Below are 14,712 nucleotides of genomic sequence, written 5' to 3' on the forward strand. Positions count from 1 at the left end.
AGGCGCTTTACTATAATGAGAAGTATCAAATTTTGAAAAATACAGAAGCAGAAAAGCTTTTATCTAAAGAAGGTTCAACAATCTTTGCCAAACGAAAGATTGATGTTGAGCCAGTCTTTGGCCAGATAAAGGCTAATTTAGGGTTCACTCGATTTAACCTAAGGGGTAAATCGAAGGTAAAAACAGACATCGGGTTGGTCTTGATGGCCAACAATCTGAAGAAATATGCAAAAAATAATGTAATAAAATAAGAGAACTTACAAATTCTTTGACAGAAAATGTAAGTTCTCTTTTATTTTAGAATCCAGGACCTTTTGTCCCAGCCTCCTTTTGCCGATTGAATGAAGCAGCGGGATATTTAATTTCATCGTTCATCACAATTTAGTATGCAAAGGTTTTCTAAAATTGTGATTAACAAAAATTTAAGTGTTATTTTCTGTGCTAAAATTATGTTGAAAGCGAGGGGAGAGAGTGTGCTAGGAAGCTCAGAAGTTGAATTACTTGCTTACTTACTGAACGAAAAAGAAGAAAAGATGGAAAAGTTAATTCGAATATTAACTTCAAATCCTTCTGCTATCCAAGAAAGTATTTCAAGAATCAATCACTATAGTGGAAAAACTATTATTATAAATGATGGAAACGAAATCACTTTATTAGAAAAAAACATAGCAGCTGTCTATGAGTTGATGAGACCACATAAAGACAGCATTTATAACTACTTTTCAGTTGATTTTCGAAGAAGTCTCATGTTGTTAAAAATGTTGATAAAGAATGAGTACACATCATTGCTGGATTTAGCTAATCTGGTATATATCAGCAAAAATACGGCACTCAATGATATCAAGCAGATAAAAAAACAACTTGTATCTGCACCAATAGAGCTTACTTATACTCGCAAAGAAGGGTATCAAGTGATGGGGGATGAATTGTCTCTGCGCAGACTGCTGAATAGAGAAGTGGCGAAAGTGTTGGAGACACCGATAGGAAACTTTCTTTTGTCAGAATTAAATTTGATTGATAAGAATGAATCCGCTTTTCTGAAGCAACGTTTAGAAAAAGTAGAAAAACGATTAGAAATTATTTTTTCTGATGAAATATTTGATATCTTGCCGTATACATCCTTAGCTGTGGTAGAAAGAATTAAAAATTTCAGCATATCCTGTGAATTTTCTGAAGAAATCAATAAATTACGCGACACGAAAGAATATATCACCATTGCTTCAGTATTTTGGAATTATACCTTCCTAGAAGAAAATGACTTGCTGTACCTGGTTCTTTTGGTCTTGTCTTCCAATGTGGTGGAATCTGAAATCACTATTGATTCGTCTATCCAAGAATTTAAACAGTTAGAATCAGTGGTGGATGAGTTCATATCGAGTATAGAAAGCAAATTGGCTATCAATTTCTTCAATAAAAGAAAAATAAAAAATTCTCTGGTGAGGCATCTGAATCCAGCCCTTTACCGCAGTATGTTGGGATTGAGTGTGTTGAATCCTTTGGCCGACCAGTTTATATCGGAGTATGAAGCTCTCTATAATGTAGTCGAAAGAGAAATGCATCGGTTTGAAGTATTCACGAAACATCCTTTTTCTAAAGATGAAACGGCATTCATTGCCATGATCGTGCTCAGCAGTATTATTGAAGAGCACGAATGGTTGACACCTAAAACGTTTACCGCTGTGGTGGTATGCAAGAGTGGGACGTCGGTTTCAAAACTATTGACGGAACACCTGAAGGATTTGTTCCCGAACATTAAATTCGAGCGAGTTTTATCTTTGCGGCAATACAATATGGAGAAGGTCCAGGAAGACTTCGTGTTTTCAACGTTGCCGCTTAACAACAAAAGAAATACATTTGTCGTTTCTTCTTTAATGACGCAAGAAGAAAAGGAACAATTGAAACAGAATGTGTATCAGTATATTGAGCGAGACAGCGCTAAAAAGTCGAAGTACATCATTTCCTATTTGAGTGAGTTTTTGGAAGAAAACAAAAAAGAAGAAGCGTTCTCCAGACTTTACAGCTTTTTCTCAAAAGACGAAACGGAAGAGCTAGAAGAGAAGAAGAGCACTTCTTTTCTTGAAAGTACCAGCCAAATCACCATTTACGAGGAGCCATTTTTATGGGAAGACGTTGTAGACATCACGTTCTCAGAACTCCTCCAAAGAGAATCTGTCACCATGGACTACGTAAGAAGATGCGGGGAAATCTTTGACGAAAGCTACGAATCTTTGTTGATTGGACCAGAAGTTTTGATGCCACATGCTTCGTCTGAAGATGGTGTGTTGAAACCTGATGTGCAGATCAATGTGTTCCGCAAGCCGTTGACAGCTCCCAATGGACAAACGTACTATTTGATGGTGTCACTGGCGCCTGGTGAAAAAAATGAACACGTGGATTGGTTGATTCAACTCAATAAACAACTGCTCCAGCCAAATACAAAAAGATTGATTGAGGAAACAAATGATAAACAAAATCTCTTACAGCTTTTCAATAATATGTAAGCGGATAAATAAAAAAAGAGGAGGAGAACTATGAATATATCTGAATTCCCTAAAGTTACCGTTATCTTGAGGGGGTACACCACCGACCAAGTCAACACGGTATTGGAAGTTCTTGATGAAGAAACAGAGTCACACAAGTATGCCTTGGAAATTACACTTAACTCTCCTGATGTCTTTGAAACATTGAAAGACATTTCCAGAAAATATGGAAACGAATTCCATATTGGAGCCGGAACAGTGATGAATCTGGAAGATGCTAAAAATGCTGTGAACGCAGGAGCGCAATTTATTCTTTCACCTGTACAGTTGGAAAAAGAAGTGCTTGATTTTTGCAAAAGTAACCAAGTGGCGACTGTCCCGGCCGCAATGTCCCCTTCAGAAGTATATAAGATGAAAAAGGAGGGCGCAGATATTATCAAGGTATTTCCAGCTGCAGCTATCGGACCAACGTTCTTCAAAGATATTCAGTCCCCGTTAGGACAGTTGCCTTTGATGGCAGTGGGAGGTGTATCTGCAGAAAATGCCCAAGACTTTTTTGATAACGGAGCTTCGTTTGTAGGAATTGGTTCTGGGCTGTTCAACAAGGAGGATATTCTCAATCAAAACAAAGAAGGATTAAAGAACTCTTTGAAATACTTTGAAGATACAGTATTCCAAAGGTAAGGAAGGGAAGGACGTAATGGATCTTAAGTTAAACGAAGAATTGGTTTTTACGAACTTATCGTTCAGTCATAAAGAAGAGGCATTGACCTTTTTATCAGAACAGTTACTGGAGAAAGCATACGTGAAAGAAGACTATCCTCACGCAATATTGGAAAGAGAAAAAGAATACCCTACTGGTCTTCCTTCTCAAGGAGCAGGCATCGCCATTCCTCATGCCAATAATGATTTGGTCAATGAAACGATGATTGCTATAGGCGTTTTGACCGATCCAGTAGTATTTCAATCCATGGAAAACCCAGAACAAGACTTAAATATCAGCATCATAGTGATGTTGGCAATAAAAGAACCTCATGGTCAGATCGAAATGTTGCAAAGAGTTGTGTCGATTATCCAAAACGCAGAATTGACCAGACAAATCGCAGACTCCAATGACAAAAACGAAGTGGTCTCATTGATCAAACCTTATTTATATGAAGAACAAATGAACTAACAAAAATTTTTAGGAGGAATCATAAAATGAAAAGAGTATTAGTAGCTTGTGGAAACGGAATTGCAACATCAACAGTCGTGGCATCAAAAATCAGAACTTACGCACAAAAAGAAGGCGTTAATATCACAACGGAACAATGCAAATTGATGGAGGTACCGGGAAAAGGCGACAACTATGATTTGGTGGTCACAACTGGTCAATTTGGAGGACAAATCAACACACCTGTAGTGGGAGGAATGTCTCTGCTTACAGGTATCGGACAACAAGACACGCTGAAAGAAATCATTGATCATTTGAAATAAGTTGGATGAAAATACATTATTCGAGGAGAAATAAATATGTGGGATACAATAATGTCTGGCTTTAATTGGCTAATTGAGGCTGGCCCAACGGTAATGTTGCCGGTCATCATCACAGCGATTGGATTAGTATTCAAACTGAACATCAAAACAGCTTTCAAATCCGGACTGACTTTGGGTATCGGCTTTGCCGGAATCCGATTGATTTTAGATTACATGTCTTCGAATCTGGGTCCTGCTGCTCAAGCGATGGTTGAAAATATCGGAGTCAACTTAGACGTACTTGATGTAGGATGGGGTTCTATCGCAGCAGTCACATGGTCATCACCGATTATCGTCTTTTTGGTACTGGCTATTTTTGTGGTGAACATCGTAATGCTTTTGACGAAAACTACCAACACGTTGGATGTGGACATATGGAACTACCATCATATGGCTATTGTAGGTATTATGGTTCATTTTGTGACGGACAGCATCTGGTTGGGAATCGGCGCTTCCGTCGTGATGGCGATCACAACATTTAAAATCGCTGACTGGTCCCAGCCGATGATTCAAGACTTCTTCGGTATCCCTGGAGTGACTCTGCCAACAGTTTCAGCAACCTCTTCACTTTTGATTGCATGGCCATTGAACTGGCTGTTGGATAGAATACCAGGACTGAACAAGATTGATTTCACATTGAAAGACGTTCAAAAATATTTAGGATTTTTTGGCGACCAAGCCGTTCTAGGCCTGATTTTGGGCGCTGCTATCGGATTGCTTGGTGGATATGACATTACTTCTTCCTTGCAACTGGGTGTCAGCATGGCTGCTGTACTGGTCATCATTCCAAAAATGACTTCTTTGTTTGTTGAAGGGTTGATGCCGATTTCTGAAGCGGCTCAACAATGGTCTCAAGAAAAATTCAAAGACAGACAGCTCTTCATCGGATTGGATGCTGCAGTTGTAGTAGGAAATCAAGACGTCATCACTACAGCGTTAGTCGTCATTCCTTTGACTATTGGTTTAGCATTTATTCTTCCAGGAAACAGAATGCTTCCGTTTGCTGATTTGGCTGTTATTCCATTCCGTGTGGCTTTAGTTGTGGCTCTTACTCGAGGAAACTTCGTCAAGAACCTGATCATTGGATTAGCCACTACAGCAGCAATTTTGTATGCGGGTACAGTTACAGCGCCGATCCTTACCGACTTGGCAGCTTCTGTAGGAATTGAAGTTGCAGTAGCCGGCGCAGCATTGTTCATCTCATCTTTTGCAGCAACAAGTTTGACACACAGTTTTCTAGTGTTCCTGGCGTTTGTCGGCCCGTTATACCTGACATTGCCTGCCTTGATCGTGGTAATCGGAGCAACTTGGTACTACTTCGAGGCAATCAAACCAAGAAGAGCAGCCAAGGAAACGGCTCACGGAGAAAATCCTTCCGTATAGTCCAATCTGAAAGCACTATTCGAGCGTGTGGGTTTAAAAACAAAGTATAGGAGTTTAAGAATGAAAATAACAGATATAAAAGTATATAAAATAAAGCCAAGATGGATTTTTGTAAAAGTTAGTACAGATGAAGGGATTGATGGCTGGGGGGAAATGATCTCCGGCACAAAAACAGAGACTGTGGTAGCTGGCGCATATGAAATGGGCAATAGGATCATCGGAAGAAATCCTTTCGAAATTGAACGCTTGTGGCAAGAGCTGCACCGTTCATTCTTCCGAAGCGGTCCGATTAACAGTACGATTGTGTCTGGTATTGAAATGGCTCTTTGGGATATAAAAGGGAAATACTTCAACGTTCCTGTTTATGAACTATTGGGAGGAGCGGCGCGTGACCGCATCAAAGTTTACTCTTGGATTGGCGGGGACAGACCGAATGAGGTACAAGATCAAGCGACAGACCGTTACAACAAAGGATTCACTGCGATAAAAATGAATGCCACTGAAGAACTTCACTACATCGATTCCTTTAAGAAAGTCCAAGATGTAATCGACAGAGTGACATCCATCAGGGAAAAATTTGGCTTTGATATGGAAATCGGCATAGATTTCCACGGAAGAGTTCATAAGCCGATGGCAAAAGTACTGGCGAAAGAACTGGAACCTCTGCGCCCAATGTTCTTGGAAGAAGTTGTTCTTCCGGAAAACGAAGAAGCGTTCTCTGAAATTGCGCAGCATGTCTCCACGCCTTTGGCTACGGGAGAGAGACTGCATACCCGGTGGGCGTTTAAGAACATATTTAAGCAAGGAGTTATCGATATTATCCAGCCAGACGTTGCGCTTGTAGGGGGGATATTAGAAACTCGCAAGATTGCTGCAATGGCAGAGGCTTATGACATGGCCGTTGCTCCGCATGCGCCTTATGGACCGATAGCGTTGGCAGCCACATTGCAGGTGGATGCATGTACGCCAAATGTGTTCATTCAAGAACAAAGTTTGGGTATTCATTACAACAAAGGGTTTGATTTGCTGGATTTTGTCAAAAATAAAGAAGTGTTCCAGTATACGAATGGCTATGTGGATTTACCAAACAAACCGGGATTGGGATTAGAATTGGACGAAGATTTGATTGAAGAAATTTCCCAAGAAGGGTTGATTTGGACGAATCCAAAATGGAAAAACTACGATGGAACCATCGCTGAATGGTAATCTTTCAGCGAGTAATCTGAAACAAACAAAAGAGGAGGCCGGGAAAAATTCCCAGCCTCCTCTTTCTTGTACTTAATCATTTAATGTGCTTCGCACACAGCCTTTTCCATCAATGCCTGTTGGACACTCAACGGCTGCTCGCCGCTTTGCGGAGAGCGTTTATAGTAGCGGCCGTCCGAGTGCTGTTCCCATGCTTTGGTGTTGTCTGCAAAATAAAGCGCCAGAATATCCAAAATTTCTTGTTTGATGGCTTGGTCGATAATTGGAAACGCAATTTCCACCCGTTTCACCATATTGCGGGTCATCATGTCGGCGGAGGAAAGGTAAAGCGTTTGTCTGCCGTTGTGATGGAAGTAATACACCCGGCTGTGTTCCAAGAAACGCCCGACAACGCTATGGACTGTAATGTTCTCACTGACTCCGGGGATTCCGGGAATCAGGCAGCAGATGCCGCGGATGATGAGTTCTACTTTCACCCCGACCCGGCTGGCGTCAAACAGTTTCAAAATGATTTTTTTGTCGGTCAACGAGTTCATTTTTGCGATGATATGCCCGTTACCGTGTTCTTTGTGCAATTGGATTTCTTCTTCGATGGCATCAAAGAATGTATCTCGAATTTCATATGGAGACACGTGCAACAATTGGTAATCCGGCTGTTCTGAATACCCGCTCAAGTAGTTGAAAAAATCAGTCACGTCTTGAACGATGGAGTCATCAGCGGTCAATAACCCCATATCGGTATAAAGTTTCGCGGTCTGGTCGTTGTAGTTTCCAGTACCCAAGTGAGCATAGCGCTTAATCCGGCCGCTTTCTTTTTTCACGACAAGAGTGGCTTTGCTATGGGTTTTCAATCCCCGCATGCCGTACAACACTTGGCAACCGGCTTCTTCCAGCTGTTTGGCCCAGTGGACGTTGCTTTCTTCGTCGAACCGCGCCTTCAATTCCACGAGGGCCGTGACCTGGGTGCCTTTTTCAGCAGCACGAGACAACGCTTCTATAATGGGGGAATCGCTGCTTACCCGGTAAAGCGTTTGTTTGATGGCGATGGTGTTTGGATCGTCCACCGCTTCCAAAATAAAATCCAACACCGGTTGAAACGAATCATACGGGTGATGCAGAAAAATGTCTTGTTTGTCGATTTGTTCGTAGACGGTTGCTCCTTGAAACTCCGGCGGGGTGACCGGTTTGAAAGGAGGATACACCCAGTCCGGATGTGACGGCTTCAACAGAGACGTGACCTTTGACAACACCGTCAAATCAAGCGGCCCATCCAATCGGTATACATCCCGTTCCAAAATATCCAGTTCATTGACCAAATACATCAGTTCTTCTTCCATAGAGGGGTCCATGTCACGGGTGTCGACTTCCAAGCGTACGGCGCGGCCGCTTTTTCGTTTGACAAGGTAGTCTTCAATGACCGACAACAAATCTTCCGCGCCTGCTTCTTGGATTTCGAAATCGGCATTGCGCGTGATCCGAAAAACAAGCGTCTGTGTCACTTCATAGCCGGTGAACAACCGGTCAATAAAGTGAGAGATGATGTCTTCTGCGAATAAGACTACTTTTTCGTCTCCGTTTTCCAGCAAACTCACTCGGTCAATCAAACCGGGGATGGGCACGATGGCATTGAACACTTCATTGTCTTTTTTTAAGCGGACCAGCACATGCAGCAGCAAATTGTTCAATCTTGGAAACGGACGGTACGCATCGATGCCATAAGGAGAGAGAGCCGGGAAATATTGATTGTTGAATATCTCTTTGGCATGCTCCAGTTCGTTGTCGTTCAATTCTTTCATTCGTTTAAAAAAGATGCCGTGCTCAGCCAACTCTTGTTTTTTCTGTTTCAACAAATCGTATTGATAGTCAAGGTTTTCCCGGTTCTTGACGGAGATGGCTTCCAATTGTTCATCAGGAGAAAGTTGGGTTTTGGTGTCCCGTTCGTTGACATGTAATTTTAGTTGATCTTGAAGACCTGCTACCCGAACCATAAAAAATTCGTCCAAATTCGATGTGCCGATGGAAAGGAAGTTCAATTGTTCCAGCAAAGGGTTGGATGGATCTTCCGCTTCAGCAAGGACGCGGCGGTTGAAAGAAAGCCAAGATAATTCCCGGTTTTGATAATAAGCGGGATTTTCCAAATTGATGGACTCGTAGTCCGGGTGGTGTTCATGTTCCAAGGATTCTTTGTCTGACACTGTTGAACACTTCCTTTCATTCGTTACTGTTCGATTTCTTGAGAAGCGGGTTCCTCCGTAAAGTGAACCGTGACGGATTTATCCAGTATTCGCTCGATGTGTTTTTTTTGCTTGTTGGAGCGGTATCGTTCAGAAAGCACGTCTCCCGTGTAGGTGACATACAAATCGTATTCTTCTTTGTTTTCGGATGGTTCCAAGTGGATATCCCGCACAATATTGACATGGGAGTCGTTCAGCGCTTCGCTGAATTTGATGATGCCGCCCAGGTACATCAACGTGCTGAGTTCCTCGTCACTGAACCAACCCAGAAAATCACGCGAGTATTGGTTGAATAAGGACTTGTTTTTGAAACTGGCCAACAAAGCCAACCGCACACGGTCTTTATGGTTGAAGCCATGCAAGTTGCTGTTGGAGAGGATGTAGAATGTGTGCTGCGACTCTGAATCGTCTCCGATGTAGCTGCCCAAAAAGTACAAGTACGCACCGAAGCGCATCAATTTTTTCAAATACGGGTCTTGGGTCAAGGGAACCTCGTTGTTCAAGACTGTAAACAATTTGTCGGCAATCGCCACACGCTGACGCGAGCCGAGCGAGCGGATGCCGTACTGCCGGGCGGTCCGTTCGATTGTTTGTTTTTGAAGGTCGTGCAGACTGAATGGATTGTTGAACTCCCGGTTCAAGTAATCCATGACGATGCCTTCACGCAGACCGCGGTTGCTGAGAGCGAAACAATCAGCTTTTACCGTGTCATACAACGTTGTAAAGACAATGCCGGCCGGAATGATGATGTCTCTGCGGTCTTCGCTCAAGCCGTCCAAATCTTCTTTTTCTTCCAACGTCGTGTTTTTCAACAGCTCAAAAACTGTTTCCAATTCTTCACGGTTCATTTCATAACCATGGATGCCGGCAATCGGATAATGGATTTGCCGCTGGTGGATTTCACCGATGTTCCGCGCACTTCCTCCGACCCCGATAAGTGGAACCTTGGCTTTCGGTACCCAGTCGAGCGTTTTGAACTGCTCTTCCACAAATTTCTGAGCCTTTTTGATGGCTTTGGGGTCGTTGTGTTCTTTCCCTCCAAAGAATTTCCGTTTCAAGGTGACGACACCGAATGGAAAACTGTGGGAATGGAGGACTTCTTTATTTTTGAAAAGTGTCAATTCGGTACTCGCTCCACCGATATCCACGGTGAGTCCGTCGGGGTAGTGCATGGTGTGGCGGACGGCGTAGTTTCCAAAGTAGGCCTCTTCTTTTTCAGTGAGAATCCGCATTTCGATATCAGTGGCGGCTGTAATTTGTTGGACGATTTCGTCTGCATTTTTTGCCTGCCGGATCGCTTGTGTGGCAACCGGAAGCAAGGCATCAATCTTGTAGCGGACGGAGATTTCACGAAAACTTTTCATGATTTGAATCAATACATCGATCCCTTCTTGGGACATGTGGTTTTCGTCATCCAGATACTGCACCAGTCGTGCCGGAGTTTTGATGTTCTGCAATTCAATCATGGAGTAGTAGTTATCGATTTCAAATATAACGAGTCGAACGGTGTTAGATCCGACGTCGATGATGCCGATTCGTTGGTTTGTCATGATTTCCCCTCTTTCTTGAACAGTTTGCTTATTAGGTTCATTTTACTGTATCGGCTGGAACTTTGTCTAAATATCTGGTTACCTTGACGAAAAAAAACAGCTGCGGATTCAAGGATGAATCCACAGCTGTGTTGTGTTTATGATTGGGAAGAGTCCAAAGACTGCAAGTACTCGTCCACGTTGGACTTGATGTTGGAGACTTTTGGACCATAGATGACTTGAACGTTGTTTCCGCTCTTCGTCACTCCAGCAGCACCGGTTGATTTCAGCAAAGCTTCATCTACCAGACTGCTGTCTTTTACGTTCACTCGCAAGCGTGTCGCGCAATTGCCGACTTCATTCAAGTTGTCAGGTCCACCGAGACCTGTGACGATGTCGCGAGACATTTCATCTTGAACTGGGGCGGCACCGCCTTCTTTTTTCGCTTTGTAGTCAGCTTTTGTGTACATTTTTGATTCAGTGGTGTTGTCTTCGCGTCCTGGTGTCTTCAAGTCGAATTTCAAAATGAAGAAACGGAACACTGCGTAATACACTACTGCATAGACGATTCCGACAATGACCACCGGAACCCAGTTGGTCATCTCTTGACCTGGAAGCACTCCGTAAAGAATGAAGTCAAGCAGCCCTCCGGAGAAGGTCAAACCGACCCCTACATTCAACACGTGCATCAACACGAAAGAGAATGCAGCCAATACACAGTGAATCCCGAAGTAGAGAAGAGGGGATGCGAACAAGAAAGAAAACTCCAGCGGCTCTGTGATACCCGTAAAGATGGACGTCAAGGAAGAAGAAACCATCAACCCTTTGACATCTTTTTTCCGTTCCGGTTTGGCGGTCTGGTACATCGCAAACGCTGCAGCCGGGAACCCGAAAATCATGAACGGGAACATTCCGGAGAAGAAGCGGGCAGCGTCAGGAGAAATCGGTTCTCCATTAGCCAACTGGGCAAACAAGATGTTTTGCGCACCTTCCACCACTTGACCGGCAACTTCCGCTGTTCCGCCCAGAGCTGTCTGCCAGAAAGGCAGGTAAAATACATGGTGTAAACCTAAAGGAATAAGTGCACGATAAATGAATCCATAAAGGAATGTTCCGACATAACCCAAGCGACCGACCAATGAACCCAACGCGGCGATGGCAGCCCCGGCATACGGCCACAAGAAGGACATCACGATTCCTGTCAATACCGCTGCAAAGGCAGATATGATTGGAACAAAACGTGTTCCGGAAAAGAAAGACAAGGCGTCTGGAAGATCGATTTTATAAAAGCGGTTATGAAGGTAGACAACAATCAGTCCAATGATGATGCCTCCGAATACGCCCATGTTCAATGTGTTATCAAACCCGAGGACACTTCCTACCAATCCCGGTGTTTGTTGAAGTTCTTCCAAGTTTCCGAAGTTGGCGATGGTACTTGTCATAGCTGCATACATCACCAGATACGCAACAGCTGCAGACAAGGCGGCAACTTCTTTTGCGGCTTTCGCCAAACCTAGAGCGACTGCGATAGCGAAGAAGAGTGGTAAGTTATCAAAAATTGCACTTCCGGAGTCCCGAAGCACAGACAACAAACTGTTTAAGAAGGTGCCTTCGCCCAGCACGCCTTCCAAGTTGTACAACTGGATAAAAGATTCTCCTGTAAAGGAAGCCCCTATCCCCAACAACAATCCTGCAGCCGGAAGCAAGGCAATCGGCAGCATAAACGTTCTGCCCAGATTTTGGAGCAGATCGGTTGCTTTCTCTTTCATCTATAAAAACCTCCAAAAATAATAGTCGAAGGACCCAAAATACAGAGCTTTCCAAAACGCGAAAAAATCTGTATGTTTGCGCCTCCATCTGAACAGTATACTACAAAAAACATATTTTTCAATCGTCGGTCGAACGCGTTCACTAAAAAAGTATACAAAAAAAGGCTGCCTGTTTACATAAACAGACAGCCTTTTTTATAGGAAACGTTACTTGTATTCAGCGATGGCTTCAATTAATTCTTTTTCATCATTAAGTACACGGCCGTTCATTTTAATCAACCCTACAGTATACAGGTTGATATAAGAAAACTGAGACTCCGCAATTTCTTGCAAGGCATCCAATTTTTTCTGGTTGGTTGCGCCTTGTTGGCGGCTGTCGGTGTATAGTCCCAATACAGGGATGCCTGCTTGATATGCCACACCGATTTCGGTCGCGACGCCGACATCAATCCCCGGACCGTCCAATACGGCCACCATCAAATCACTGGCCAATAAGGCATCGGTATCGTATTTGGCAATGGCGATGGAATCGGCATAGGCATTTTTGTCATTTATTTCACCTTGTTCTTGCGGAACGTACACAGAAATATCCGGATGCGCCTCCCGGATTTGTTTCACGAAGAAGTCATTGTACATCCGTTCCATGTTCGAAAACAGCGGCGCTGCGTAATAAATTGAGTTTACCATCTTCATTTCCCCCTATTCATTCATAAAGCTCCCCACCATTATATACGATAATGGAGTTTCCGTTAAGGAGAGAAACGTGTTTCAAAAATTTCTAATTGTGACAAAATGTTCTTTTCGAAAACAACTTGTAATAAAAAGTAATGAAGGAGAAACACAAATTGAGTTTTTATTCGTTATAATCAGGAGGACTTAAGAAAAGCACAGGCTTTTATGACAAGTGAACAAGCAATAGATAAAACAAATACATGTACGAAAAAGAAAGGGTTATTTCTTGTGAAGACAAAAAAATGGTTAGTGGGTATGTTAGTTGTAGGAGCGTTGTTTCAAACAGCTGGACTCAATTCCGTATCTGCAGAAACGTTGGAAGAAATCAATGCACAAGAAGAAGTGAAGCAATCTGAATTAAGCAAATTGCAAACGGAAGTTGCACAAGCATTGAAAGAAGTCAATGGCATCAACGATCATTTGAATGAATTAGAACAAGAGATCAAAGAAACAGAAGAAACCATTGCAAAAACTGAAACAGATATTACAGAACAAAAACAACTTGTGAGTGAGCGCGTCGAGCAGGCGAAAGGCCGTTTGCAGACCATCCAAACAACAGAAATGAACCAAAATGTCGTATTGTCTATTCTGGAATCAGAAAACATAAGTGATTTATTGCATCGCGCATACGTATTGGTGACGTTGCAATCTGCCGGTAATGAACAGATTGAAGCGGCCCAAGTAGAATACGACAAATTGGTTGAGCTGCAAGAATTGTTGACAGAAGAGAAAGCTCAATTGGACCAAAAGAACGAAGAAGCGGTTGCGCAAAAAGAAGAAATGGACAAAAAAGTCGCTTCTTTGCAACAATTGATTGAAGAAAACCGCACAGAATTGGCGCAATTGGCTGAAAAACGTCAAGCCGAAGAAGAACGTATTGCTGAACAAAAACGCCTTGCCGAAGAAAAACGCATCGCGGAAGAAGAACGTGCAGCTCAAGAAAAAGCACGGGCAGCGATGGCGGCAGCAAAACAAGAAACTCAAACTGTTTCTGTCATGAAGACATCAAACGCTCAAAAATCAGAAACAAAACCAGTTTCCAAAGAACAGCCAAAACAAGAACCAGCTAAAAAAGCAGAACCACAGAAACAAGAAACGAAAAAACAGGAAGCACCAAAAGAAGAAACATCGTCTTCTTCCAGCACAAAAACATTGACCGTTTCTGCTACAGGTTACTCCACAGCCCAGCCAGGATTGAGCACACATACAGCTATGGGAATTGACTTGCGGACCAATCCAATGGTAATCGCTGTTGACCCAAGTGTCATTCCGTTGGGTACAATGGTTGAAGTTCCGGGTTACGGTGTTGCTATCGCCGGCGATACAGGCGGTGCAATCAAAGGCAACAAAATCGACATCCACTTCACATCTGTGAGCCAGGCTATCAGCTGGGGACGTCGCACAGTTACCATTAAAATTTTGAATTAATCACGATCTCTTTACACAAGAAACCGGGACAGCGTGTCTTCAGACACCATCCCGGTTTCTGTTTTTTTCTCAAAATATGGTATGATGGAACCACCAGATGAATCGAAGGGACGGAAACAAAAGGTTCTATGTCAAATAGTGTTGGTGAGCCTATTGAGAGGTCAAAGTGAATTCGTCACTTTGACCTCTTTTTTTCATTAAGCTACTTCTTCGTCTTCGAATGTCAACGGCCTTGGTTGGTGACGGGGCACCGTTAATTTGTAACTGATCAAAATTCTGGCCCGTAAGTTGTTAAAGTTCCGGTACCCATACCCCGATCGTTTGATATTTTTGATTTTATTATTCATTCCTTCAATCGCTCCATTTGACAGGGTATACGTGAACGCATGCCGAATGGATTCGCGGTAGGTTTCCATTGTTTGAAGAATGGTCCGGA

Annotated in this window: 13 protein-coding genes; 8 read left to right on the forward strand and 5 right to left on the reverse strand. The window is 43.0% G+C overall.

Annotated features, from left to right (window positions below):
• The 7 genes from G470_RS0109045 to dgoD all read left to right on the forward strand — a co-directional run.
• Positions 1–251: transposase (locus G470_RS0109045; RefSeq protein ID WP_028274551.1), on the forward strand; the 251-nt coding region annotated here is incomplete at its 5' end.
• Positions 252–473: 222 nt separating this feature from the next.
• A complete protein-coding gene (locus G470_RS0109050; RefSeq protein ID WP_028274552.1) occupies positions 474–2,501 on the forward strand; it encodes a BglG family transcription antiterminator in 2,028 nt (675 codons plus the stop codon).
• Between the two features lie 30 nt (positions 2,502–2,531).
• A complete protein-coding gene (locus G470_RS0109055) occupies positions 2,532–3,164 on the forward strand; it encodes a bifunctional 4-hydroxy-2-oxoglutarate aldolase/2-dehydro-3-deoxy-phosphogluconate aldolase (RefSeq protein ID WP_028274553.1) in 633 nt (210 codons plus the stop codon).
• A gap of 16 nt (positions 3,165–3,180) precedes the next feature.
• Positions 3,181–3,654 (forward strand): PTS sugar transporter subunit IIA, encoded by a 474-nt coding sequence (locus tag G470_RS0109060; RefSeq protein ID WP_028274554.1) that lies wholly within the window; start codon positions 3,181–3,183, stop codon positions 3,652–3,654.
• A 26-nt stretch (positions 3,655–3,680) separates the two neighbouring features.
• Entirely contained in the window at positions 3,681–3,956 is a 276-nt protein-coding gene (locus G470_RS0109065) for a PTS sugar transporter subunit IIB (protein ID WP_028274555.1), read from the forward strand.
• 36 nt (positions 3,957–3,992) lie between these two features.
• Positions 3,993–5,378 (forward strand): PTS galactitol transporter subunit IIC, encoded by a 1,386-nt coding sequence (locus G470_RS0109070; RefSeq protein WP_035445453.1) that lies wholly within the window; start codon positions 3,993–3,995, stop codon positions 5,376–5,378.
• Positions 5,379–5,438: 60 nt separating this feature from the next.
• A complete protein-coding gene (gene dgoD, locus G470_RS0109075) occupies positions 5,439–6,584 on the forward strand; it encodes a galactonate dehydratase (protein WP_028274557.1) in 1,146 nt (381 codons plus the stop codon).
• An 80-nt stretch (positions 6,585–6,664) separates the two neighbouring features.
• On the opposite strand, the gene G470_RS13225 is transcribed toward dgoD, so the two are convergent.
• From G470_RS13225 to G470_RS0109095, 4 genes are all read right to left on the reverse strand, one after another.
• Positions 6,665–8,779, reverse strand: a complete 2,115-nt coding sequence (locus G470_RS13225) for an RNA degradosome polyphosphate kinase (RefSeq protein WP_051258528.1) — start codon at positions 8,777–8,779, stop codon at positions 6,665–6,667.
• Between the two features lie 23 nt (positions 8,780–8,802).
• Positions 8,803–10,368 (reverse strand): Ppx/GppA family phosphatase, encoded by a 1,566-nt coding sequence (locus G470_RS0109085; protein WP_035445455.1) that lies wholly within the window; start codon positions 10,366–10,368, stop codon positions 8,803–8,805.
• 137 nt (positions 10,369–10,505) lie between these two features.
• Complete coding sequence (locus tag G470_RS0109090; protein WP_028274559.1) at positions 10,506–12,116, reverse strand: PTS transporter subunit EIIC; 1,611 nt, start codon at positions 12,114–12,116, stop codon at positions 10,506–10,508.
• 207 nt (positions 12,117–12,323) lie between these two features.
• On the reverse strand, positions 12,324–12,803 hold the full coding sequence (locus tag G470_RS0109095) for a nucleoside 2-deoxyribosyltransferase (protein WP_028274560.1): 480 nt from the start codon (positions 12,801–12,803) through the stop codon (positions 12,324–12,326).
• A gap of 273 nt (positions 12,804–13,076) precedes the next feature.
• On the opposite strand from G470_RS0109095, the gene G470_RS15030 reads away from it, so the two are divergent.
• The gene (locus G470_RS15030) at positions 13,077–14,276 is read left to right on the forward strand and encodes a 3D domain-containing protein (protein ID WP_276202785.1); all 1,200 of its coding nucleotides are present in this window, start codon (positions 13,077–13,079) and stop codon (positions 14,274–14,276) included.
• Between the two features lie 197 nt (positions 14,277–14,473).
• Here G470_RS15030 and G470_RS13230 read toward each other — a convergent pair.
• Positions 14,474–14,712, reverse strand: a 239-nt coding sequence (locus G470_RS13230; RefSeq protein ID WP_035445461.1) for a transposase, incomplete at its 5' end; no start/stop codon positions are given.

It is taken from the genome of Atopococcus tabaci DSM 17538 (assembly GCF_000429585.1).
In the GTDB taxonomy this organism is placed as follows: domain Bacteria; phylum Bacillota; class Bacilli; order Lactobacillales; family Carnobacteriaceae_A; genus Atopococcus; species Atopococcus tabaci.

Excerpts from the sequence above, each read along its gene's own strand:
- G470_RS0109095 (WP_028274560.1), bottom strand. The coding sequence starts at position 12,803 with ATGGTAAACTCAATTTATTACGCAGCGCCGCTGTTTTCGAACATGGAA.
- G470_RS0109060 (WP_028274554.1), top strand. The coding sequence starts at position 3,181 with ATGGATCTTAAGTTAAACGAAGAATTGGTTTTTACGAACTTATCGTTC.
- G470_RS0109085 (WP_035445455.1), bottom strand. The coding sequence starts at position 10,368 with ATGACAAACCAACGAATCGGCATCATCGACGTCGGATCTAACACCGTT.
- G470_RS0109055 (WP_028274553.1), top strand. The coding sequence starts at position 2,532 with ATGAATATATCTGAATTCCCTAAAGTTACCGTTATCTTGAGGGGGTAC.
- dgoD (WP_028274557.1), top strand. The coding sequence starts at position 5,439 with ATGAAAATAACAGATATAAAAGTATATAAAATAAAGCCAAGATGGATT.
- G470_RS0109090 (WP_028274559.1), bottom strand. The coding sequence starts at position 12,116 with ATGAAAGAGAAAGCAACCGATCTGCTCCAAAATCTGGGCAGAACGTTT.
- G470_RS0109065 (WP_028274555.1), top strand. The coding sequence starts at position 3,681 with ATGAAAAGAGTATTAGTAGCTTGTGGAAACGGAATTGCAACATCAACA.
- G470_RS0109070 (WP_035445453.1), top strand. The coding sequence starts at position 3,993 with ATGTGGGATACAATAATGTCTGGCTTTAATTGGCTAATTGAGGCTGGC.